This window comes from Polaromonas sp. P4_F9, assembly GCF_056401235.1.
Map to the genome: position 1 here is coordinate 31,248 of NZ_JBFUJT010000035.1, position 21,482 is coordinate 52,729.

26 protein-coding genes and 1 pseudogene are annotated in these 21,482 nt (G+C 61.0%); 8 read left to right on the forward strand and 19 right to left on the reverse strand.

Annotated features, from left to right (window positions below):
• Nucleotides 1-262 precede the first annotated feature (262 nt).
• The 5 genes from AC1DUB_RS23560 to AC1DUB_RS23580 all read left to right on the forward strand — a co-directional run bounded on the left by AC1DUB_RS23560 (nucleotide 263) and on the right by AC1DUB_RS23580 (nucleotide 4,445).
• Nucleotides 263-1,126: a fumarylacetoacetate hydrolase family protein gene (locus tag AC1DUB_RS23560; RefSeq protein ID WP_477731588.1), complete on the forward strand. Its 864-nt coding sequence runs from the start codon at nucleotides 263-265 to the stop codon at nucleotides 1,124-1,126.
• 25 nt (nucleotides 1,127-1,151) lie between these two features.
• On the forward strand, nucleotides 1,152-2,141 hold the full coding sequence (locus tag AC1DUB_RS23565) for a Bug family tripartite tricarboxylate transporter substrate binding protein (protein WP_477731589.1): 990 nt from the start codon (nucleotides 1,152-1,154) through the stop codon (nucleotides 2,139-2,141).
• Nucleotides 2,142-2,200: 59 nt separating this feature from the next.
• The gene (locus AC1DUB_RS23570) at nucleotides 2,201-3,436 is read left to right on the forward strand and encodes a Rieske 2Fe-2S domain-containing protein (protein ID WP_477731590.1); all 1,236 of its coding nucleotides are present in this window, start codon (nucleotides 2,201-2,203) and stop codon (nucleotides 3,434-3,436) included.
• 126 nt (nucleotides 3,437-3,562) lie between these two features.
• Nucleotides 3,563-4,069: a LysR family transcriptional regulator gene (locus AC1DUB_RS23575; protein WP_477731591.1), complete on the forward strand. Its 507-nt coding sequence runs from the start codon at nucleotides 3,563-3,565 to the stop codon at nucleotides 4,067-4,069.
• Nucleotides 4,032-4,445 carry a LysR substrate-binding domain-containing protein gene (locus AC1DUB_RS23580; protein ID WP_477731613.1) on the forward strand — a complete coding sequence of 138 codons (414 nt, stop codon included), beginning with the start codon at nucleotides 4,032-4,034 and terminating at the stop codon, nucleotides 4,443-4,445. The genes AC1DUB_RS23575 and AC1DUB_RS23580 overlap by 38 nt, the downstream gene beginning before the upstream one ends.
• 49 nt (nucleotides 4,446-4,494) lie before the next feature.
• Here AC1DUB_RS23580 and AC1DUB_RS23585 read toward each other — a convergent pair whose 3' ends face one another.
• From AC1DUB_RS23585 to AC1DUB_RS23625, 9 genes and pseudogenes are all read right to left on the reverse strand, one after another.
• Nucleotides 4,495-5,769 carry an NAD(P)/FAD-dependent oxidoreductase gene (locus AC1DUB_RS23585; RefSeq protein ID WP_477731592.1) on the reverse strand — a complete coding sequence of 425 codons (1,275 nt, stop codon included), beginning with the start codon at nucleotides 5,767-5,769 and terminating at the stop codon, nucleotides 4,495-4,497.
• Entirely contained in the window at nucleotides 5,766-6,089 is a 324-nt protein-coding gene (locus tag AC1DUB_RS23590; RefSeq protein ID WP_477731593.1) for a 2Fe-2S iron-sulfur cluster-binding protein, read from the reverse strand. Before AC1DUB_RS23590 ends, AC1DUB_RS23585 begins: the two co-directional genes overlap by 4 nt.
• Before the next feature lie 24 nt (nucleotides 6,090-6,113).
• Nucleotides 6,114-6,338 carry a ferredoxin gene (locus AC1DUB_RS23595; protein ID WP_477731594.1) on the reverse strand — a complete coding sequence of 75 codons (225 nt, stop codon included), beginning with the start codon at nucleotides 6,336-6,338 and terminating at the stop codon, nucleotides 6,114-6,116.
• 19 nt (nucleotides 6,339-6,357) lie between these two features.
• On the reverse strand, nucleotides 6,358-7,653 hold the full coding sequence (locus AC1DUB_RS23600; RefSeq protein WP_477731595.1) for a cytochrome P450: 1,296 nt from the start codon (nucleotides 7,651-7,653) through the stop codon (nucleotides 6,358-6,360).
• A gap of 189 nt (nucleotides 7,654-7,842) precedes the next feature.
• On the reverse strand, nucleotides 7,843-9,285 hold the full coding sequence (locus AC1DUB_RS23605) for an NAD-dependent succinate-semialdehyde dehydrogenase (protein ID WP_477731596.1): 1,443 nt from the start codon (nucleotides 9,283-9,285) through the stop codon (nucleotides 7,843-7,845).
• A 347-nt stretch (nucleotides 9,286-9,632) separates the two neighbouring features.
• A pseudogene (locus tag AC1DUB_RS23610) lies at nucleotides 9,633-9,975 on the reverse strand (transposase family protein); the annotation flags it as partial.
• Nucleotides 9,976-10,099: 124 nt separating this feature from the next.
• Nucleotides 10,100-11,125, reverse strand: a complete 1,026-nt coding sequence (locus AC1DUB_RS23615; RefSeq protein ID WP_477731597.1) for a Bug family tripartite tricarboxylate transporter substrate binding protein — start codon at nucleotides 11,123-11,125, stop codon at nucleotides 10,100-10,102.
• Between the two features lie 90 nt (nucleotides 11,126-11,215).
• A complete protein-coding gene (locus tag AC1DUB_RS23620) occupies nucleotides 11,216-11,974 on the reverse strand; it encodes an SDR family NAD(P)-dependent oxidoreductase (RefSeq protein ID WP_477731598.1) in 759 nt (252 codons plus the stop codon).
• A 137-nt stretch (nucleotides 11,975-12,111) separates the two neighbouring features.
• Nucleotides 12,112-12,285, reverse strand: coding sequence for a hypothetical protein (locus tag AC1DUB_RS23625; protein ID WP_477731599.1), 174 nt, complete (start codon nucleotides 12,283-12,285; stop codon nucleotides 12,112-12,114).
• A gap of 305 nt (nucleotides 12,286-12,590) precedes the next feature.
• On the opposite strand from AC1DUB_RS23625, the gene AC1DUB_RS23630 reads away from it, so the two are divergent.
• Entirely contained in the window at nucleotides 12,591-13,280 is a 690-nt protein-coding gene (locus AC1DUB_RS23630; protein WP_477731600.1) for a Crp/Fnr family transcriptional regulator, read from the forward strand.
• A gap of 19 nt (nucleotides 13,281-13,299) precedes the next feature.
• On the opposite strand, the gene AC1DUB_RS23635 is transcribed toward AC1DUB_RS23630, so the two are convergent.
• On the reverse strand, nucleotides 13,300-14,268 hold the full coding sequence (locus AC1DUB_RS23635; protein ID WP_477731601.1) for a PDR/VanB family oxidoreductase: 969 nt from the start codon (nucleotides 14,266-14,268) through the stop codon (nucleotides 13,300-13,302).
• A gap of 183 nt (nucleotides 14,269-14,451) precedes the next feature.
• Nucleotides 14,452-14,613 (reverse strand): hypothetical protein, encoded by a 162-nt coding sequence (locus tag AC1DUB_RS23640; RefSeq protein ID WP_477731602.1) that lies wholly within the window; start codon nucleotides 14,611-14,613, stop codon nucleotides 14,452-14,454.
• Between AC1DUB_RS23640 and AC1DUB_RS23645 the strand changes: the two genes are divergently transcribed.
• Nucleotides 14,602-15,075 (forward strand): bacteriohemerythrin, encoded by a 474-nt coding sequence (locus tag AC1DUB_RS23645; RefSeq protein WP_477731603.1) that lies wholly within the window; start codon nucleotides 14,602-14,604, stop codon nucleotides 15,073-15,075. The two genes, AC1DUB_RS23640 and AC1DUB_RS23645, sit on opposite strands and share 12 nt — an antisense overlap.
• Here the strand turns inward: AC1DUB_RS23645 and AC1DUB_RS23650 are convergent.
• From AC1DUB_RS23650 to AC1DUB_RS23670, 5 genes are all read right to left on the reverse strand, one after another.
• Nucleotides 15,072-15,323, reverse strand: coding sequence for a hypothetical protein (locus AC1DUB_RS23650; protein ID WP_477731604.1), 252 nt, complete (start codon nucleotides 15,321-15,323; stop codon nucleotides 15,072-15,074). The two genes, AC1DUB_RS23645 and AC1DUB_RS23650, sit on opposite strands and share 4 nt — an antisense overlap.
• 312 nt (nucleotides 15,324-15,635) lie before the next feature.
• Entirely contained in the window at nucleotides 15,636-16,301 is a 666-nt protein-coding gene (locus AC1DUB_RS23655; RefSeq protein ID WP_477731605.1) for a glutathione S-transferase family protein, read from the reverse strand.
• A gap of 309 nt (nucleotides 16,302-16,610) precedes the next feature.
• Nucleotides 16,611-17,381 (reverse strand): tRNA-uridine aminocarboxypropyltransferase, encoded by a 771-nt coding sequence (locus AC1DUB_RS23660; RefSeq protein WP_477731606.1) that lies wholly within the window; start codon nucleotides 17,379-17,381, stop codon nucleotides 16,611-16,613.
• A 391-nt stretch (nucleotides 17,382-17,772) separates the two neighbouring features.
• Entirely contained in the window at nucleotides 17,773-18,267 is a 495-nt protein-coding gene (locus AC1DUB_RS23665; RefSeq protein ID WP_477731607.1) for a CHC2 zinc finger domain-containing protein, read from the reverse strand.
• The gene (locus tag AC1DUB_RS23670; protein ID WP_477731608.1) at nucleotides 18,158-18,547 is read right to left on the reverse strand and encodes a DUF6216 family protein; all 390 of its coding nucleotides are present in this window, start codon (nucleotides 18,545-18,547) and stop codon (nucleotides 18,158-18,160) included. The genes AC1DUB_RS23665 and AC1DUB_RS23670 overlap by 110 nt, the downstream gene beginning before the upstream one ends.
• 364 nt (nucleotides 18,548-18,911) lie before the next feature.
• On the opposite strand from AC1DUB_RS23670, the gene AC1DUB_RS23675 reads away from it, so the two are divergent.
• A complete protein-coding gene (locus AC1DUB_RS23675; protein WP_477731609.1) occupies nucleotides 18,912-19,172 on the forward strand; it encodes a hypothetical protein in 261 nt (86 codons plus the stop codon).
• Between the two features lie 111 nt (nucleotides 19,173-19,283).
• Here AC1DUB_RS23675 and AC1DUB_RS23680 read toward each other — a convergent pair whose 3' ends face one another.
• From AC1DUB_RS23680 to AC1DUB_RS23690, 3 genes are all read right to left on the reverse strand, one after another.
• The gene (locus tag AC1DUB_RS23680) at nucleotides 19,284-19,679 is read right to left on the reverse strand and encodes a response regulator (protein ID WP_477731610.1); all 396 of its coding nucleotides are present in this window, start codon (nucleotides 19,677-19,679) and stop codon (nucleotides 19,284-19,286) included.
• Between the two features lie 255 nt (nucleotides 19,680-19,934).
• Nucleotides 19,935-20,957: a class I fructose-bisphosphate aldolase gene (locus AC1DUB_RS23685; protein WP_477731611.1), complete on the reverse strand. Its 1,023-nt coding sequence runs from the start codon at nucleotides 20,955-20,957 to the stop codon at nucleotides 19,935-19,937.
• A gap of 84 nt (nucleotides 20,958-21,041) precedes the next feature.
• Complete coding sequence (locus AC1DUB_RS23690) at nucleotides 21,042-21,248, reverse strand: DUF6494 family protein (RefSeq protein WP_477716507.1); 207 nt, start codon at nucleotides 21,246-21,248, stop codon at nucleotides 21,042-21,044.
• Nucleotides 21,249-21,482 lie beyond the last annotated feature (234 nt).

Consider the following 21,482-nt stretch of genomic DNA (forward strand, 5'->3'; position numbering starts at 1 on the left):
GGACGCGCACAACGACGCTCCTATCTCTATAGCAACAAAGAGAACAATCAGGCGACTTTTCGCGGCGGCTGGTGCCGCGCTTGAGCTGTTCGGCCGCCAGGTGGTGGGTTGGTCACGATCTCGGTGCAGGGATACGGAATCCAGGGGCTGGGGCAAGGTCAGCGCATAGCAACAAACGCAACAATCGCTGCGCTTTAAGCGTTGCCTGGCGCAAAGGCGCAGATCACACTTGCCTCTAATCAATCACCACCAGAGGATCCACGTGACGAATGCGAATTTCAACCTTGGCCGCTACCTGTTCGATGGCAAGATTGTTATCGGACGCCCCGATAGCGGCTTCATCGACATCGTCAGCGAGAGCGACGATCTTCCGCGCGTGCTGGCCTCGCCGGAATCCACCGCCGTTGCAATCAGGCGGATCCCGGTCGGCAGTGCCAGGATGCTGGCGCCGCTCGATCCGCGCGCCCGCGTCTTCGCCATCGCCATCAACTACCACGCCCACGGCGCCGAAGCCAAGGCGCTGCCGCCCTCGCGGCCCCTGATGTTCTATAAAGCGCCTTCGAACTTTGTGGGCCATGGCGATACCCTCAACCCGAACAAGCAGCTCACCGCCAAGTTCGACTACGAGGGCGAAATCGCTGTGGTCATAGGCCGCACTTGCAAGAACGCGACGCTAGAGAATGCCCTGAGCTTCGTGGTCGGCGTCTGCGCCTTCGACGACGGCAGTGCGCGCGACATCAGCAAAGTCGCGCTCGGAAATCCCGATACCGCGACAGTCTTCTGGCCTGACTGGACCGCCAACAAGGGCCTTGATGGCGGCTCCGCGCTGGGCCCCACCATTACTTGCGGACCGGACATCCTCACGGCGCTGCGCGAGCGCAGCCTGACGATCACCACACGGCTCAACGGTGAGCAGGTGCAGAGCGAGAGCATGAAGGAGATGATCTTCTCGACCGAGCAGATCATCGCCACGCTGTCCTCTTACATGACCCTGTTGCCCGGCGACGTCATCGCCACCGGAACCCCTGCGGGCGTCGGCGTGGCCCGCAACCGTTTTCTGACCACCGGTGACCAGTTGGAGGTCCAGGTCAGCGGCCTCGACGCGCTGCGCGTCAAGGTAGGCTGAGGCACCCAGGAGCGGAGGCAAGAACATGCTCAACAAACGAGACATCCTGAAGGCCGCAGGCGCCTTGCCGCTCGCGTGGTCTGGCGTTGCGCCCCTGACTGCGTCTGCGCAGAGCCACGGCTATCCCACCAAACCGGTCACCCTCGTGTTGGCGTTCGGGCCCGGCAATGCAGCGGACACCATTGGACGCTTGGTTGCCCATCATCTGAGCGGCTTCCTGGGGCAGCAGGTCATCATCGAGAACCGTCCGGGCGCTGGTGGCGTGGGTGCAGTCAAACAGGTTGCAGGAGCGAAGCCGGACGGCCAGACCTTGCTTTACATCGGCGCCGGGGTGGCTATCAGCCAGGCCTTGTTCAAACCCCAGCCCTACGACATGCTGGAGAGCTTCGCGCCGGTATGCACCGTCAGCAGCAATGACGTCCTTCTTCTGGTGCGCAAGGACTCCCGATTCGCCCGGATGGAAGACTTCATCCGCGAAGCCAGGGAGAAAAAAGGCGGTTTGATGGTCGGGGTCAGCCTGCTGGGTACCACCCAGCACTTGAGTGCGGAGCTCTTCAAGCTGCGCGCCAAGGTCGACTTCACCATCGTGCCTTTCAAGACGGCCTCCGCAGTGACCACCGCCCTGTCCGCAGGGGACATCGACCTCGCGTTCGAGTACGTTCCACCAGCGCTGGCTCAGATCAGGACCGGCCAGCTCAGGGCCCTGGCCATCGCCAATGCGAAGCGCTCCGAGGTTCTTCCCGATGTCCCGACAGTCGCCGAGCAGGGCGTCAGCGAATTCAATGTGTCGTCCTGGGGCATGTTCGTTGCGCCGGCGCAGACACCCGGCCCCATAGTCCAGCGCCTGAACCAGGAAGTGCTTCGGGCTCTGCGCCAGCCGGACGTGGTGAAGCGCTTTGCGGACATGGGCATCAGAGCGCCCGGGGGAACACCGGCGCAGGCGCGCGAACTGATGGCGAGCGAGATCGTCCGATGGGCCCATGTGGTCAATGAATCAAAAATCTCCCTGAAGTAAAGAGCATTGCCCTGCCGCGGCACAACATCACAAACATCACAAACAACACGAGTACCACCATGACAAACGCAGCATCGAATCGCCCGGGCCAGGATGACATCCAGAACCCGTCCATGGAACAGGATCGTCACCAGCAGTTGGTCGCCCGGATGGGTCAACTGGCCGAGACTTCGGCCGGCACCCCCATGGGCCAGCTACTGCGCAAATTCTGGCATCCCATCGCTCTTTCCAGGAGCGTCGCCCCTGGGCAGGCCCGTGAAGTTCGCCTGCTGGGCGAGGACCTGGCGCTTTACCGCGGCGAGGGCGGCAGCGCCCACCTGCTGGCCAATCGCTGCGCTCACCGGCTGACCAAGCTGCATACCGGCTGGGTCCAGGGGGACGAGCTGCGCTGCATGTACCACGGCTGGAAATACGACGCCCGCGGCCAGTGTGTCGAGCGGCCGGCCGAGAGGCCCGGCAGCCACGCAAGCATCCGCGTGACGGCGTATCCCGTCCACGAGTACTGCGGCATCATCTTTGCCTACTTGGGAGAGGGTGAGCCGCCGGTGTTCGACCTGCCGCGCAAGCCCAAGTTCGAGGAGCCTGGTGTCATGCTGTTCCCGCGCCAGGAAATCTGGCCTTGCAACTGGCTCCAGCATGCGGAAAACTCCCTGGATGCCGTGCACGTGAGCTTTGCCCATCAGATGGGCAAGGTCGGGGTCTTCGGCGATGCCATCACCAGCGATATCCCAACGTTGAAATATGAAGAAACTTCCGCCGGCATCCAGCAGACCGCCGTGCGTGCTTCCAACGGCCAGTCCCAGGTCCGGGTGAGCGACTGGACTTTCCCCTATGGCAACCACGTTGCCATGCCCGCGGTGTACGCAGGCGGACCGTGGATGGAAAGCGCGAACTGGATGGTGCCCATTGATGACACGCACACCCTGCGGGTCTCGCTGCGCGCAGCGCCGTCGACCACCCCCGAGGCCGATACCAAGCTCCAGGAGTATTTCGACGGCTGCGAGGACTACTGCGCCACAGACCACCACGACGAGCTGTTCGCCGGAAACTACCCGGACGATCCTCTGGTGCGTCTGACCAGCGCCCAGGACTACGTGGCACTCATAGGCCAGGGCGCGATCGCCGACCGCGTGCACGAGCGGCTCGGCGCGTCCGACCTGGGCATCGCGATGCTGCGCCGGATTATCGCGCGCGAGCTGGAGGCGATCCGCACAGGGGCGCCGACCAAGGAATGGTGCCGCATCAACCAGGCGTCCACGCTCATTGAGCACACGGCGGCAAAAGCCACTGCCTGAGGAAACAAGCCTGTACTCACAGCGCGGGTAAGCGCCGGATCTTCTCCATTGTGCAGTTCGCTGCGCTAGTCGAGCTGCACCGTGCCCGCCTGTGAGGCAGGCTTTTTACTGCAACGAGAGGTTCCCATGAACGGCGCTGAAAAGCTTGTCCACACGCGCATCGACAACCCTGTCGATGTGTGCTTTACGAACCCTGACACCTCGGAGATGCACTTTGTCGATGCGCTTGACAAGGAGGTCACCTCACATGGAGCTTTCCGTATGCAACGTCTCGACCTGCTCGGTGTACAAGCCTTTATCAGCATCGCCGAGGCCGGCAGCTTCAATGTGGCCGCGCACCATCTGTACATTTCTCCGACTGCGCTGACGCGCCGGCTGCAGAAGCTGGAGGCCGCATTGGGGCTGCCGCTGATCGAGCGCACCACGCGGTCGATGACGGTGACGCGCGTCGGCATGGAGTTCCTGCCCAAGGCCATCCGCATTGTGCGCGAGCTGGCCAGCGCTCTGGACGAATTGAAAATCAAGGCCACGCAGGATTCCGAGGAGGTCGTCATCGGCTGCCCTGCCAACGATCGCGGCCAGCCGACTCGCGGGCATTACGCGCGAGTGTGGTCGGCGCTACCCAAACAATAACATCCAGGTTCTCGACCGTTCCGTCACCGAGATCCGCGAGGCGATGCTGCGCGGCGAGGTCGACTTTGCGATCTCGGTCCTCGTCTCCCTCCACCGCGAGATCACAAGCGAGCGGCTGTTCACCGAACCCATGGTGGCCGCCTGCCCCATCCGTCACAGCCTGGCCGCGCAGAGCTCGCTGAAATGGAAAGACTTGGAGGGCGAACCACTGGTCGCCATCGGCGCCTTGAGTGGCAACCGCCTTCTCACGGAGCAAGTTATTTCGTCCAGGCCACTGAAGCTGCGCTTCGCCTTCGAGGTGCGGCACCCAGGAGGCCGTGCAGGTCTACAACCAGGAAAGACCGCACCCATTCCTACAATTGAAAACGCCCGATGAGGTTCATCGGGCGTTTCTGGCCGGATGGGTCACCCGGATTGGTAAACGTTTAACGCGCCATTTGGGGAGGACTTGCCTTATCTGTTGGAGCCGATCGAAATTGTGCCAAGAACTTGATAGCACCCTTCAAGCCCATCTCAGCGAACGGCCGCAGTTCCGTCAGCGTTGGGGCCGCATTCTCGGCCAGGAGTTTCCGGATGGCTACGTGATCGCTTGGACTGTTGATGGATTCGCCATAAACCAGCTGACTGTTCCGCCAGCCAAGCACGCTGAACGAGTTCGACTCAACAGAACCCGTAAGCAGCCATTCCTCCACACGGTCGACCCGGCCGGCCATCTGAAGCCGAACGCCGGCTTGCAGGGTCCAGAACCACGGAACATCCGGTACGGGCACGGGAGTGCCTGCAATGGTTGCTGCGACTCGCCGCGCATGGTCGGCGGCATTGCCGATGGATTCCAGCCGCGTGGCGCCCCCTTCATCATCCAGGAAGCGCGCGCAGTCGCCGATCGCGAAGATGTCCGGATCCTTGGTGCGCAGGGTGCTGTCTACGACGATTCCGTTGTCAAAATCGAGGCCGAAATCTGTCACCCATCCGCCATTTGCGAGGGCGCCAACACCCAGCACCACCAGGTCTGCCTCCACGTGTGACCCATCCGATAGGTTGACCCGCGAAACTCGACCTGATTGGCCGGTTACTTCCTGAACCGCTGCGTTGAAACGGAAATCCGTGCCGCCCTCTTCGTGCCGGGCGCGCATGTAAGCTGACGTGAACTCGCTCGCGGTTCTGGGCATCGGGCGTCCCGCAGTCTCTATGACCGTTACGTGAACCCCGCGTTTTGCCACGGATGACGCGATTTCCAGTCCGATGAAACCAGCACCGATGACGCCCACGCTGGTGGCGGACGCAAGGTCGTCTCTGAGCGCGCTGGCCTGCTCGAGCGTGTGCAGGTGATGCATGCCAGCCAGTGTGGCGCTCGAAAGCCGGAGTTGTCGCGGACTGGAGCCAAGAGCCAGCACGAGCGTCGAATATTCGAGGCTTCCATTGCTGGTCTCCACGACCTTTCGATCCCTGTCGATGCTCAACACTTCGCAGTTAAGCATCAGCTCGATATTGGCGCCTGAGAAAGCGTCATGGCCACGTAACGCAAGCTCCGCCGGACCGCCGGACCCGTTGATCCACGATTTGGACATGGGGGGACGCTCGTAGGGGACAAAGCCACTTTTGTCCAGCACAGTGATGGGCCCTGTGTAACCACGCTCGCGCAGGCCGAATGCGACGTCGACGCCACCATGCCCACCTCCGACGATAAGGACGCGGCTCATCGCTGAAACTTGGGAAGATGAATGACCATGTTCTCATGCTCCGGCTTGACGATGATCGCGCACGACAGTCGGCTGTTGGGCAGTCGATCAGATGCCGTGGCTTCGAGCATTTCGTCTTCATCGACGGATATCTCTGGAAGAGTATTGAGAAACTCTTCGGCAACGTAGATATGGCATGTCGCGCACATCTGCTGGCCACCACATTCGGCATAGATACCCGAGACCCCGTTGAGCTGCGCGGATTTCATCAGGCTGGTGCCAACCGTGCAATCGATGGTTTTCGACTTGCCGCTGGCATCTATAAAAATCACGTTAGGCATAATATTTCACTTCCATGAAGTTAATTACTCCGCACCATCGCGCGGCAGTAGTTTCAGCGCCAGCTTTGGGCATCGGCGAACGGCCAGCTTGACACGCTCGAGCATTTCCGGCGCTTCAGGCTGAGAGACAATGCGCACGACGTCATCGTCCTCAGCGGGCTGAAAGATCGATTTTTCGATGCGCTGGCACACCCCATACCCGTCGCAAATCTCGGGGTCGACGGTAACCGTCCATTTTTGCTCGGTCATATATTCCTCCTGCTCCGATTCAACGCGAAAGACGCACTTTCATGTGCTTGAAGCCATTCGACTGCAGTGACCGTTCGCGAACAGGGTCTGCAATAACCTCCGCATTGGGAAAGCGGGCAAACAACTCCTGGAACAGCACCCAGATTTCACGGCGTGCAATGTGCGCCCCCATGCAAAAGTGGGGTCCACCTGCACCGAAGCTCTGGTGCAGATTGATGTCTCGCGTGATGTCGAATTTGAACGGATCTGTGAAGAGGCGTGGATCGCGGTTCGCCGCGATAAACCACATGCTGATCTTCTGCCCCTTCTTCATCTGGACGCCTTTGAAGTCGATGTCTCGGGTCAGAACACGACCCTGATGCTTGAGCGGAGTCGCCCAGCGAATGACCTCTTCTGCCATCGTCCTTTCGAGCCCCATAGGGTCGCTGATGAACAGGCGGCGCTGGTCCGGGAACTGCGAGAACGCCAGCATCCCGTGCGAAAGCGCTGAACGCGTCGTGCCACTGCCGGCAGAGATCATCAGACCAAAATATCCGCCCAACTCTTCCTTGTCGATCGGTTTACCGTCGACCTGAACCTGAGCCAGTTCTGAAATCAGATCTTCCTTGGGGTCGAGCAAACGCTTTGCTGCGAGATTGACGCCGTATTCGCGAAGTTCATTGACGGCTTGCTGTGGAATCTCCGGTTTGCCGGCATATTCAGGTTCATGCTCGGAGCGGCCTATCGTCGACAACTTAAGCAGATGCCGCCGGTCTGCGGGGTCGACGCCAACCAGGTCGCAGATGATCTCGAAAGGAAGAATCGCCGCCAAATCGTCGACAAAATCGATTTCCTGTCCTTCGGACAGTTGAGATACCAGCCGGCGAGCGTGCTCCCGCACGGAACCCTCTAGACTGCCCACCTGGCGCGGCGTAAACGCCTTGCTCACGCGTTTGCGGTTGACTGTATGGTTGGGCGGATCGAGTTCGATCAACGCGCCCGTGCCAGGCCGGATCTTGGTGCCGGCATCATGGTACACACGCACACCATATTTGCTGCTGAATGCTTCCCAGTCCTTGTCAACTTCGGCGATGTCTTCATGGTCAAGGAGTGCCCAAAAGCCCTTGCCTGCCTCTGGATGCTCGTGCCACGAAATCGGCCGTTCCTTGCGTAACATCGCGAGCGCGCCATAGAAGTCATCTCTAAGCCAGAAGTCGGGATCCCCGAGATTGATGTCGTCGAGGCTTAAAGTCGTTTGCGGTTCGGAACCTTGTACTAGCATTTTCATTTCCTTTTTTAACGCCATCGATGCCGCGTTAACCGCCTCGGCGGTCAATCAGGCCTTTGACGAACTGGTCAAGCAGATCTTGGGGGATTTGCAGCAAAGCCGCTGTGTCTGCCAATGTCGGGTCTGCTTTCTTCTTCATTGGCATACCTGATCTTTCTAAACATCGTGTAATACAACACACACAAAACTCCCGACTGGCTCAGAATGGGCGGCGCAAGTTTTTTTTCGCCCTTGCGCTCAAACGCGCGCGGTCCGTTGCAGCACCGTTTTGGTGGAGGTGTAAGCCTCCAGGCTTTGCGGTCCACCTTCGCGTCCGATACCGCTTTCCTTGACTCCGCCAAAAGGCGTGTCGGTGCCGGGCATGCCGAAGTGGTTGATCGACAGGGAACCGCACTCCAATTCACGCGCCAGACGCTCGGCCTCTTCCAGCGAATTGGTGAAGGCATAGGCAGAAAGGCCTACGGACAGGCTGTTGGCGAGCGCGATGGCTTCGTCCAGGTTGTCGACCGGAACGCACAGCGCCAGGGGGCCAAAGGGTTCGGTGGACATTGCCTTGGCCTGCGCCGGCACGTCGGCGAGCACGGTCGGTGCGTAGAAGAAGCCACGTTCGCCCACGCGCTTGCCACCGGCAGCGACGCGTGCGCCACAGGCCACGGCGTCCTGCACCAGGGCGTCAATGGCTTGGAGGCGCCGGTCATTGATCAGCGGCCCCATTTGCACGCCGGACTCGAAACCATCGCCCACGCGCATTTCGCTCGCGACCTTGGCAAAGGCCTCGACGAAAGCGGCATAGGACTTGCGGTGAATGATGAAGCGCGTCGGCGAAGCACAGACCTGCCCTGCCAGGCGCATTTTTGCGCTCCCAGCGAGTCGGCCCAGCGCCGCCGCATCCACGTCAGCGCCGATCAGCACCGGTGCATGACCGCCCAGCTCCATCAGCACGGGCTTCATGACGGCAGCGGCCAGCTGGGTGAGGTGCTTGCCGACGGCCACCGAGCCGGTGAAAGTCACCATGCGGATGACCGGCGAGGCGATCAGCGTCGAGGAAATCACGGCGGGATTGCCGAAAACGAGATTCAGCACGCCGGGCGGCAGGCCGGCATCGATGAAGCATTGCACGATGGCGCAGGCAGTGCCCGGGGTTTCCTCAGCGGCCTTGATGATCACCGAGCAGCCCGCGGCGAGCGCGCCGCTGATCTTGCGCGCCGGAGAGCCGAGCGGCACATTCCAGGGGGTGAAGGCAGCCACGGGCCCTATGGGGAACTTCAGAATCATCTGCTGCATTTGCGGCCCGGCCGGAACCATGCTGCCGTAGAGGCGCTGAGCCTCCGCCGCATCCCATTCAATGAAGGCTGTGGCACGCACCACTTCATTGCGTGCGTCGGCGATGGGCTTGCCTTGCTCCCGTGTGATGATTTGTGCGATAGCCTCCGCACGCTCGCGCACCAGTGCGCAAGCCCGCAGCATCACCTGGGCCCGCTGCAGCGGCGGTGTGTCGCGCCAGACGCGGAAGCCTCGCTCCGCAGCGGATAGCGCGAGCGCGAGATCCCCGGACGTCGCGCCCGGTACGCTGCCAAGGGCAATCTCGTTGCTCGGATTGACGACCTCGGTACAGGCGGGGCGGTCGTAAATCCATTGGCCGTCGATATGCAGCCCGATACGCGGATAGGTCGAATCCATGATGCTTTCTTTCGCAGTTGTGGAGACGAGTATTGCTACCGCCCGCAAGCATTGCAAGGATCCAGTTCGATCGATTGTCTGGTTTGTTTCGGTTTGGCGCCACTCTCGGAACCTTTTCCGCGAATTCCTGATTGACGATGAATGAAGGAAGGAATCCAGGATGCGAAGGCCTGTTCGTTGGCCTTGAAAGCCCAGTCAGATCGGCTGGTCTGAGACGTTTCCTGTAGTCATTCGAAACCCACCCGCCCTTCACCATCTGCGCTGACGCTGACGCTGACGCTGACGCGGCAAAATACTCCCGATGCTGGATTGCGTCCCTGAGGGCAGACAGTGGGGCCGGTGAAATTGGCATGACCGTTGTCGGTCATCACCTGGGCAACGCGCACGCCCAAAGCCTTGTAGTGGCGCTAGGCAGCCAGCAGGAAAGCGCAGGCGCTGGTGGCTTTCTCATCGGCCAGCAGCAGGCCGAAGCCCACCCGAGGCGTGTTCGGGATCCGGTCGCCCGTGACGCGGTGGGCCGGCTTGTCAAGGCGGTGCGGTTTCTTGGTGTCCATGTGCCGCAGCTCACCGGGGCTGCTACGCTTCAATAGCGCCTGACGGGCACGGCGCTCCTGGACAGGCCCACTCGCGCGGCTATGTGCTCATGGCTCAGCGCTGGTTGCGCCGCAAAGCCACAGCCCGCTCGATCTTTGGGCGTCATGGAGGCATTCTTGTGGATGTTCATCCGGGGAGTCCTGAAGGGGTTTGGGAGATGTCAGAACCTCCCTCTTCCTTCACCTCGGGTGAACAACCCCTTGGGCAACTACACCTGGCCCTAGATCATGCCTTGCTCCTTCAGCACCGCCCCCCAGCGTTTGTACTCGCTCGCGGCGAACGCCTGGAACTCAGCGGGCCCTTTCATCGACGACACGATGTTGGCGGATTGACTGAATTGCGCCTTAACGTCGTCGCGGGCGAGGATCTTCATCAGCGCGGCATTGACCTTGTTGATGACGTCCGGGGGCGTCTTCGCGGGCGCAAATACGCCGAGCCAGTTGTAGGCGACCAAGCCCGGATAGCTCTCGTTGGCTGCGGGAATGTTCGGCAACGATGCAAGACGCTTGTCCGAGGTGACCGCCACGATCTTGAGCTTCCCACCCTGATGGAACGGGAGACACGGGCCCAGGTCCGACGCCACGCCATCGATTTGGCCTCCCACCGCGTCGGTGATGGCGGGCCCCATGCCTTTGTAAGGGATGCTGTCGAAATTGCCGCCTGTGAACTTGCCCAGCTGTTTGATCAGCAAATCGAACGACCCCCCGGAGCCGGACTGGCCGAGCGTGACCGGGCGCGTGCGGGACAGCGCGACCAGATCCTTCAGGTTGTCGATCTTCAAGGCCGGATTGATCGCGATGGTCAACGGGTTCTTCGCGACCATGTTGATGCCCACGATATCCCTGAGGGTATTGAACGAATCCCCCGGCATTGTCTGCGGCCCGATGAGGACGCTGGTTGGCGTGGCGATCAGCAGGGTATAGCCATCCGCTGGAGCCTTGGCGACGAACTTCGCACCGATGACGCCCGTGGCACCTGGCTTGTTGTCGATGATGACCGGCACGCCCAGTATTTCCGAAAGCGGCCGCATGAGGGCCCGGGCACCGAAGTCGACGGACCCACCGGGTGGGGCGCCGACGACGAGGCTGATCGGGCGGCTTGGGTAGGTGTCGGCGAATGCCGCGAAGGGAGCGAGGCCGAGGAGCGATCCCCAGGCAAGGAGGTCACGGCGGGAAATTTCCGCAGGCGCACGGGTTGAAACTTGCGCTGTGCTTGCTTCACAGTCGGTCATCATTCGATCAGACATGGTGTCTCCAAAAATATCGCCGTATATCATGCGCCGCACGGCCGATAGCGACACGGCGAAAGTCGTAGCACATTACTTTTTCGCTTACGTTCAGTTCATGGTCATGCCGCCATCGACGACCATGTTTTGACCGGTCAACATGCCGGCATCCGGCCCCGCCAGGTACAGCACCGCGCCAGCGATATCGTCCGGCGCGATGTCGCGCTGCACCAGGCGCTGCAGGCGGATGTCCGCACTTTGCTTTTCACGCGCCGCGCCACCCGCCAGGATGCCATCGCTTTGCGTAAAGCCCGGCGACACGGTGTTGACGCGCACGCCGAACGGTCCGAGTTCGCGCGCCAGGCTGCGCGTCATCGCGGCCACCGCCGCCTTGCTGGCCACGTAATGCAGGAAACCGGCAGTGCCTTTGGACACGACCGCGGAGGCGATATTGACGATGTTGCCGGCGCCCGCTGGCTTCATGTAGCGCGCCGCGGCGCGACAGCAGAACCACACCCCTTCGACGTTGACGTTGAACACCTGCTTCCATTCCTCGGGATCGATTTCCTCGAACGGCTTTTTGGTGAGCGAGGTGTAGATGCCCGCGTTGTTGACCAGGACCGACACGCCGCCGCAATGTTCGGCCGCAAATGCCATCATGGCATCGACCTGCGCGGCATTGCCCACGTTCACATCGAAACCCAGCGCACCGTGGCCCAGCTTTTGCGCCGCGGCTTCGGAACCACGCAGATCGGCAATCACCACACGCTGGCCCAGGGCCGCAAAACGCTCGGCAATCGCGTAGCCGATGCCTTGCGCTGCACCGGTTACCACGACCGCGCCCTTGCTGTCTGTCTTTACATCGTTCATCGGTTCATTCCTTTTCTACTTTCGTGGACGGCCCCGCGCCTCAATGGCTCAGGTTGGAAAACGACTGTAGCGCCCCGTGAAATCGAAGTAAATTGCAATTATTGCAACAGTAGTGTCCGGTTAAAAGGTGAACAAAATCAAATGGTTATCAAGGAGTGGTGATATGGGTTGGGTGCCCGGTCGAACAGACTCAGGCACAGGCCGATGGTGGTCGTGTCCAACGGATAGACGTTCAATGCATCCGACAGCGTCGAGCGGGCAGGTACGCCCTTCAGTCCCATGTGAAAAAGCTTGGCCTGATTGGCCGTCAAGCAAACCTCGAGGGTCCGAGGCTCATCGAAGCAATTCTTTAAGGCGACGCTGAATCAGCCCCGTCAAAGATCCCACACGGGTCGATGACGAGGGAATATGGTTCAAGCGGGCGCTGAACGCGCTTTTTTGTGGCCTTCCGGGTCCGTTTCCTTGGCCTTGCGGGTTTGGTGCATCTCGGGGCCATCGCAAGCCCGTGTGGTTCGAGGGGGAAAGCAGCCGCTTTGCCGCTGTGTTACAACGCGAATATCCTCCCCGCATCGAGGAGGGCTGCTCTTGAATCGCACCGGTGCGGAGGCCGGGCCAAATGAATGACACCCTGGTACGGCTGGCGATCACACAGTCCGAGCTTTTTTCCGACTGGCCCGACGAAGCGATCGCCCGTCTCGTCGCCCACGCCGTGGTGCTGATGGTCGAGCCCGGCACCTGTGTCCATCACACCGGGGACCCGGCCAAGTATCTGACCATCCTCGTTGCGGGCTCGATGCACCTAACCCGGGAAATGTCCTCCGGGCGCACTTTCACGGCGGGGCTCCATCTTGCAGGTGAATTCCACGGGCTGGGGCCGGTTCTTTCCCATGTGCCGCATTTTTTCAACGCGACCTGCAAGGAAAAAACCGTGCTTGTCCGAATCCCCGCCGAACTCCTGCGCGAGATGATCGCCAGCAACGGGCGCTTGTCGTTCTCTCTCTTCGCCGCGCAGGAACGGCGCCATTTTCGGGCCCTGAAGCTCCACGCCAGCGCCGCCGTCGACTCGATCCAGGCCAGGGTGGCGGGCCTGCTGAAATCCATCGATGCCCGCAGCGTGAGCGGGCGCGACGGCTCCGGAGTCAACCTGTCGCAAGATGAAATCGCGACGATGCTGGGCACGCGAAGGCAGGTCGTTAACCGGGCGCTGAGGGACATGGCGGCGGAAGGCGTGATCCGGGTCGAGTACGGCCGGATTTTGATCCTCGACCACGACAAGCTGGGTCAGATGGCGCCGGACTCGAACTAGCTTCATCCACATCGCCCGTTTACAGGTCGAGGGTCAGTTCCGGCGATTTCGCGCGGGAGCAGCAGATGATCATCGTCTTCCCGGAGTTCTTGTCGGCATCGGACAGGACCAGGTCGCGGTGATCCGGAGCGCCATCCAGGACGTTCGTCACGCAGGCCCCGCAGATGCCGCTCATGCAGGAGTGGGGAACATCCACGCCGGCCTTCAGGATCGCGTCGAGAATAGACATGCCGGCACCGACCGGAATCGTTTTGCCGGCCCTCGCCAGCTTCACGGTAAATTCCTGGTCCGTGGCGCCCGCCGGCTGCGGCGCCGCCGGCGCGGCAAAATACTCGCGATGCACCAGGGCAGGGTCCCGCTGCGCGCACGCGGATTCAAATCCTTCCAGCATACGGATGGGGCCGCAGCAGTACACGTGCGCATCGGGCGGGGCTGACGCGACGATGGCCCCAAGGTCAAGCCGCTTGCAGCTCATCCCGCCGTCGTAGTTCATGTGCACCCGGCCCCCCGCCTGCGACGCAAGCAAGGCGATCGGGCCGGCAAACGCCGTGCCTTCGGGCGTTCGCGTTGAATAGTGCAGCGTCCACGGGGCCCCGATCTGCGACAGGCGCTGGACCATGTTCCACAGGGGGGTGATGCCGATGCCGCCGGCGATGAACACCGAATGCGAAGCCGCTTCGTTCAGCGGAAAACTGTCACGCGGCTCGGAGATGGACAGCACCTGCCCGACCCGCAGCTGCTCGTGCATGTAGCGCGAGCCGCCTCTGCCGGATTCGTCGCGGTTCACCGCAATCGCATAGCGATGGCGTTCGCCCGGCGCATTGACCAGTGAATAGCTGCGCACGAGGCCGTTGGGAAGGTGCGCGTCGATGTGGGATCCCGCCGGAGCGCTGGGCCACTGATTTTCGCCCAGCGGCCTGAAATCGAAGCCGAGGATTCCGGAGGCGAGCCATTCGATCGAATGCAGCCTTGCTTGAAGTATGTTCATGAGGACCATTCTTGGCGATGCCAAGGCGTTGGTCCAATCCAGACAGGGCGCAACCGTTTCCAAAGTTGCAATTGGCCGATCGAGCCTGCACAGCGTCCGCGTGCCCCAAACGCCAAAGGCAACAAACAGAACAATTTCCTCACTTCGCCGGTTGCTGGAAGAACGCGCGCAGTCAATACTGCCTCACAGCAGATTCACTTCACGAGGATCAACATGACGAACACCGCTTTCAATCTGGGCCGCTAGGGGTACATCGATGCAGACGCGCGAATTGCTGGCAAGCGAGCTCACGAAACGGGGCAAGGTGATCACAGAAGCAAAGATCTCGTCGAAATGAATATCCATCCATTTCAGCCGATGAATCTGGGTGACGCCCTTCTGGACCGGGAGCACGCAGAGCTGTTCCGTCTGGTGGGGACGCTGCTCGATGCCTCCAGCGACGAGGCGGCTATGGCCTTGGACAGCTTGCGCACCGAGATGCGGGAGCATTTTGGCCGCGAGGACGCGGATCTGCGTCGCCTGGGCGGCAACAACGCCGCGTGTCACCTGGACGAGCACGCCGCAGTCCTGAAGTCCCTGGACGAAGTGCATCTCATCCTCGGCGAAACGGCGACGACACCGGCGACGGCACAGCGACTGGTCTCTAGTTTTTCGCTCGAACTCCTGCGCTGGCTGCCGGAGCATGTGAGTGAAATGGACGCGAACCTGGCGGCGGTCCGCAGCAAGTCCCGATTTGGCGGCGTTCCGGTGACGATGCTGCGGCGCAGGCCGGTCGAGCCGGCTGGCGCCACGGCGGGCGCCGACTAGCGTCCCACCACCGACCAGCCCGCCTTGAGGTTGGCCTTGTCGTTCTCGTACTCCCACGCGGTGCCGCAGCGGTCACAGCGGTACTTGGTGATGGTGACCAGATGGCCGCCGCGCTTTTCTTGCCGGTTGCCGCCCTGCACCAGCTCAGGGTGGCCCGGGGCCTTGCGCCAGTTGCGCTGGATGCCGGCGCATGAATCGCACAGCTCCATCTTCTTCAATTCGTTCTGTCGGTTCAGGTCTTCGGTCATGGTGCTGCTCTTGTCTTGATGTGGGGCGAGGTAGTGTGTTGGGGTCGATTGTCGCTCTTGAGTCGCCCGCGTGGCGGCGTCTGGTTAGACGCTGGTGTGGTGCGCTCGAAGTTCTAGAACTTATGGGGCGCCGGCAGTGTCGGCGTTTGCGGGTGTCGAACTCACGCTCCCGGCCAATACCAGTCGAAGAGCTACCAAAATTAGGTGCCTGAAACTGACCGGCTTGCCAGAGACGCGCCTCTACTTGGCTCAGTTCAAATTCCGCTTTTTTCCTTCCTGACGTCGCGTAAAGGTACGACATGTCAGTTGGTTTCAGCCGGTCGGTGGCTTGCCCGTGAAAACCGCCAATTGAGCGTCGAAAGCACGCTTGTAGGCCGGCCGCGCTTCGCCACGGGCGACATAGGCGGAGAGGTTCGGATATTTCTCCAGTAGACCCGATCCGTTCAACCTGMGCAGCACCGTCACCATCAGCAGGTCRCCKGCGCTGAACGCACCRTCRAGCCAGTCGGCACGCCCGAGCCGACTGGAAAGTTCGCCCAGCCGTACATGGACGCGATCCTCGAGGATAGACAGGCGCTCCCCATACCAGGGTTTGTCGTGCTCCAGGAGCGTGGCGATTCCGCGATCAAGGATCGGCGGCTCCACCGTGTTAAGCGCGGCAAACATCCAGGTGATCGCGCGCGCCCGGGCATTCGCATCGTCAGGCAGCAGGCCCGCATGGCGCTCTGCGATATGGAACACGATCGCCCCCGACTCGAACAGCGCAAGATCACCCTCTTCATAGGTCGGAATCTGCCCGAAAGGATGAAGCGCTCGATGCGCGGGCTCCTTCATCGCCCCGAACGAAACAAGACGAACCTCGTAAGGTTGGCCCACTTCTTCAAGCGCCCAGCGAACGCGCATGTCACGCGCCAGTCCCCTGCCGCGATCGGGCGACCGTTCAAAGGCAGTAATGGTAGGGGTTGTCGGAAGGGTCATGGTGATTTCTCCTTTGCTGGATGTCTCGTTGAGTGCCGGATACGCATTTTTACCGCTCACTTACTAGAACTAGACGTTCGAGATAGGCCTAAATCGACATCCCTGAATTACTTTTTTTTGCCAGTGCTCAAAAATCGGGTAAATCGGTGTCCCGAACGAAACCATTCAGGCAAAAGATCGGCCTCCACTCAAATCAGATTGCCCAATTCCAGACGTTCGTGGCCGGCAGATCAGGGTCGTGATTGACTGTTCGACCCGACGCCGGAAAGCCGACCATTCTTGCCAAGTCTGACGCGGCAGCGGGGCCTGTCAGCGGTGGTCATTCCGGGAGCGCAGGCTGCGCAAACGCTGGTGCGCAGCGTCTTCCTGGTCCACGGGCAACTGCTGCTTGGCATTCAGGTAGTGGTTGGTGAACACATCCAGGTAAGCCTCCAGGGTCTGCGCCGCATGCGTTTCACCGGCCAGCTCCAGGCACAGGGCGGCGACCTCCGAGGTGCAGAAGTGGCTCTGTTCCCCAATCTGGCGCTTCGAGCGGCGCAGCTTGTAGCGAGAGAGTTGCTCGCTCTGCAGGCTGAGCACGGGCAAGTGGTCCAGGTAAGGGCTCTTGCGAAACATCTTGCGCGCCTCGGGCCAGGTGGCATCCAGCAACACAAACAGTGGCTTCTTGGATTCCTTACCCTCCTTGCTATCCTGGGCTTCGACGGGCAGCACCTCCGTCACCACCCGCCCGGCCGCCACAAACTCCCCCGGAAACACCAGATACGGCTGCCACTGCGGGTCGGCCAGCAGGGCCAGCAGCGCAGGGTCCACCTCGGTGCGCGCCCAGCCAAAGGCAAACGTGTCGGCCACCACATCGGCAATCAGCCAGCCCGTGTTGCTGGGCTTGAGCGGCTCGATGTCGGCCATGATCAGGCACACGCCCGCACGCGCAGGCACTGCCGGGCGCAAGGCGCACAGGCAGTGGCTGGGAAGCAGGCGGCAACCGGCACAGCGCTCCCCGCGCGGACCGCCACGGGCCAGAAAGGGTTTGGAGCTGCGCGCCAGGCGCGCGGTGCGCAGGCGGAAGACGGCGTGGGTCATGCTGATGGTTTGGAAGCGGATTTGGTTATGTTGCTGCTCTTGATGTTGGTGCTGGCTGGTCTTTTTTGCCATTCATCCGTTGGTGAACCACCGTATCGGTCAAGGCCTCTTCAACGAGGGATTGGAGTTGAGCGGTGGCTTCACGCCGGGTTGGGGTTAATTGTCGCCCCGTGGTCGCCAAACTGGATTTCGCTACCTCCCCACACAGGCACGCGTCGGCTCGCCACAGTGAGGTTTATCCGAGGAGACCCATCAAGTTATATCCCGTCAGCAGCGTCTCCTGAAAAACGGCTCGGCTGTGAAATAGGAGAGCACAGAAAACCAGTATTTTTTTGCAGAAGAACGCCTTCGTGCCTGGTTTTCCGACGTGGTGCAGGCAATGCGGCGCCGCCTACTTAACCTGCGTCACCCAGCTCGGCACCTTCACTTTTGGTATCTCCTCAGATTCGCCAAGTGTCAGGTCAACTTCCAGCCAGTCGTACAAAGCAGGTGCGGGCTCAGATTTTGGCTGCTGTGATCGATCCCTGCCGTATGCCTCTGCGCGGCTACCCTTGTTGTGCGCTTGAATTGTTTGGAGTGACACGCCAAAGGAGGTGGCTAACCATTGAATAGCCCCCATGAAGTCAGTATTGTTTATCTGCTTCACCAGCGAGATGATGTCGCCGTGCTCACCGCAGGCGAAGCAATGGAAATGAGGGGGTCTTGCCCCATCACCGGGGTACAGCACAACTGAAGGGTTGGTTTCGGAATGGAAGGGGCAAAGAATGCGATTGCGATCACCTTCCCGCTTGCATTTGCGGTGAAGGAAGCTTGTGCACCCTAACCTGTCGCAAGTCAAGATCAAAGTACTCGCCGCACAGGCTGACGGTGCGCATCTCCACGTCATGGCGCTGAGTCCATTGAATAAGTTGTCGCGCATGCTCCAGCGTTCGCACACGGATGCCGGTAACAAAACGAAAAGACATCAGACTGGTTTGTTCGTTGATGAACGCTCTGACCTCCGGGTCGCTGATTTCCTGACTTCCGTGGACCAACTGCCATAAGCGATAAACCAGTACGTGACGAGACCCAGTGCGCCACCACACCCATACAAATAGAAGCACAAAGAGTACGGGAGCAAGAACACCGAATGCGCTGGAGAAGGTCGAAAGAGTTGATGAATCCATTGGGTTGGGTGTGATCGGACTCAGTCCAGGTGGTGTTCCAGCCGCTCACCACTGGTCATGCGCGAAACGCAGGTACCGATCGAAGGAATAAGAGTCGCCATCCGGGAGTTGTCAGCCTGTTAACACTTGGTGACAACCATCATCACAGGGAAAGCGCGTCGGTTCTAGTCAGTATTGAGGAGGCGGTACTCCGAAGGTATTCATTTTGGAAAATATTTGGTGTGAATATTCACCAGAACGGTTGCCGGGCTGCGCGGCCGTGTTGATGTGCCAGAGAGCTATTCAGCATGGAAATGGCCACCAGCCCATAGAGCACGGGTGCATGCAGCTATGAAAATAGTCGCAACGAGCAACCCATTTGCCAATGAACCTGCTGCCCTGCACCAGCAAGACAACGCTTCACGGCACGCGCCGCACCCTGGTGGGTGTTCTGCTCAACGGGCAGCGCCTGATGTTTCGCCGGGCGTGGTTGAAGGCTGTTGGCCCTCACCCCAACCCTCTCCCAGAGGGAGAGGGGGTGGAGATGGGAATGCTGCGGCTGTGCTCATGGCTTTACTCCTTCTCCCTCTGGGAGAAGGCGGGGATGAGGGCCTGCGGCTTGTGGTGTTTCGCCGTGCTTGTTTGAAGGCCATTGGCCCTCACCCCTGCCCTCTCCCAGGGGGAGAGGGAGCAAAGGCGGACCGCGGCTTGCCGCGTCTTACTTCCTGCTGATCACCACGGCGCCGCCCGAAGCCGTTTATTGCACGGTCCGGGGAATGCTGGCGAGGTTCTGTGCGTGGTTTCTGCAGTAGTCGACGAGCTTGTCCACGTCGCCGGCCTTGTGAAACACTTCGTCTGCGCCGAGTTCGCGGCAATGGTCCAGGATGTTCTTCTGGCTGTGACTGGTGAGTACGACCACCTTTTGCCAGGGCTGGCGTGCCTGGCAAACTTTCAGCACGCCAAAGCCCGAGCCTTCGGCCAGGAAGAGGTCAACAATGGCCAGGTCCCAGTTGCCGTGGTTGGCGCCAAACCATTGTGTGGCCGCCGTTTCACCGTCTACGTGGCCCACGAAGCGGAGCGGCGCAAGCTCTTCCATGCCCTCGACCAAGGAGTCGCGGATATCGGCCCTGTCCTCCACAAGAAACACGCTCATCAGCATGACGCCCCCTTTTTTGTTCCTGTTGTATCCCTCTGGGTAACCTGCAAAGCTACCGCAGGCCGGGCCGGAACCGGGTGATCACTGTTCACTTTCTGCTGTAGGCGTTTTCCCACGCGTGGTGGTTGTGTGGTGATGTTTGGTGGTGGCTGGGGCAGTTCGGCGAGAAGTCGGGCAGCGCCCGTGCCGTTCTGTCTTGACTGCCCTGACGGCTGTTCGGCTGCTCGGCCCTACGCCAACCGGCGCGCCGGGTCAGTCAACCGTATCCATCGCGGCGTTGTACTGCCCCTGGCACGCTGCGCCGTTCAGTTTGGCGCGCTTGAGCAGCGCGTCCTGGCTGTTGAGCGCATGGGCGGCTTGGCCCTTCCAGGCCTGCAAGGCGGGCTCCTGCAGCGCACGCCCGTACGAGAAGCTCAATTGCCACGGGTGGGGGCCAAGCCGGTTCATGGCATCGAGATTGGCCGTCGCCTCTTCAGGCGTCTGGCCGCCCGACAGGAAATTGATACTGGGTACCGCCGCGGGCACCGTGCGCCGCAGGACCCGGACGGTCTGTTCCGCCACCTCGGCCGGGGTTGCCTGCTCCGCGTGTGTCTTGCCGGGCACCACCATGCTCGGCTTGAGCAGCATGTACTCGAGCACGACGCGGTGTCTGTGCAGCGCGTGGAACACCTCGTGCAGCACGGTCTCGGTTACTTCGGCGCAGCGCGCCATTGTGTGGTCGCCGTCGATCAGCACCTCGGGTTCGACGATGGGCACCATGCCGCGCTCCTGGCAGATGGCGGCGTAGCAGGCGAGGGCCTCCGCATTGGCCTTCACCGCCAGCGGGCTGGGCAGCGTGTCAGAGACGTTGTAGACGGCGCGCCACTTGGCAAAGCGGGCGCCCAGCGCCTTGTACGCATCCAGGCGCTCTGCGAGCCCGTCCAGGCCTTGGGTGATCTCGTCGCCCGGCGCCCCGGCTAGCGGGATCTTGCCCGCATCGACCTTGATGCCGGGCACGATGCCCTGCAGTGTGGCGCATTGCGGCAAGGGCGTGCCGTCGTGCGCGCGCTGGCTGAGTGTTTCTTCATGCAGGATGATGCCGCTGACGAAGTCGCCCAGCCCCGACGTCGCCAGCAGCAGGCTGCGCCAGGCGCACCGGTTCTCTTCGGTGGATGTCACGCCGATGGTCTTGAAGCGCTTGGCGATGGTCGGGCCGCTTTCGTCGGCGGCAAGAATGCCCTTGCCCTTTTGCACGAGCGCTTGCACCGTTGCCTGCAGTTCGCTTTGAGTGTTCATGACGACCCCCATGTTCGGACGCTCATGACGAGCTACTGACTACTGACTATGGACTATTCACTACTGCACTACTGCACTACTGCACTATTGAAGTGCGATGTCGCCGTCGAACTTGACCTTGAGCTGCACGCCCGCGACCTCGAGGGTCACGGTGGCGGGCAGTGTCTCGGTGCCGGTGATGGCCCCGCTCGCGCGAGCCCGCGCCACGGCCTGCTCGATCTCGTGCTGCGACTTGACGCCTACCATTTTCAAAAACTTGCGGATGCTGAGGTTGAATGTTTCTTCGTCCATCAGGGTCTCCTTATATCTTTCAAATAGTTCAAACTTCAGTGGTCAGGACATGGTTGAGAGTCTTGATTGCTGAACCGGTTGACTCACCGCTGTGCAGCCTGTGTCTCCTGCGAGCCCGAGCTCGAATGACAGCCCAGGGCGCACGGTGGTGGTCTCTTTGTTCTGCTGCATCCCGAATGGTTGACCGAACACATTTCGTATTCATAAGGCTGGGAGCCGGAGAACTGCTATGAG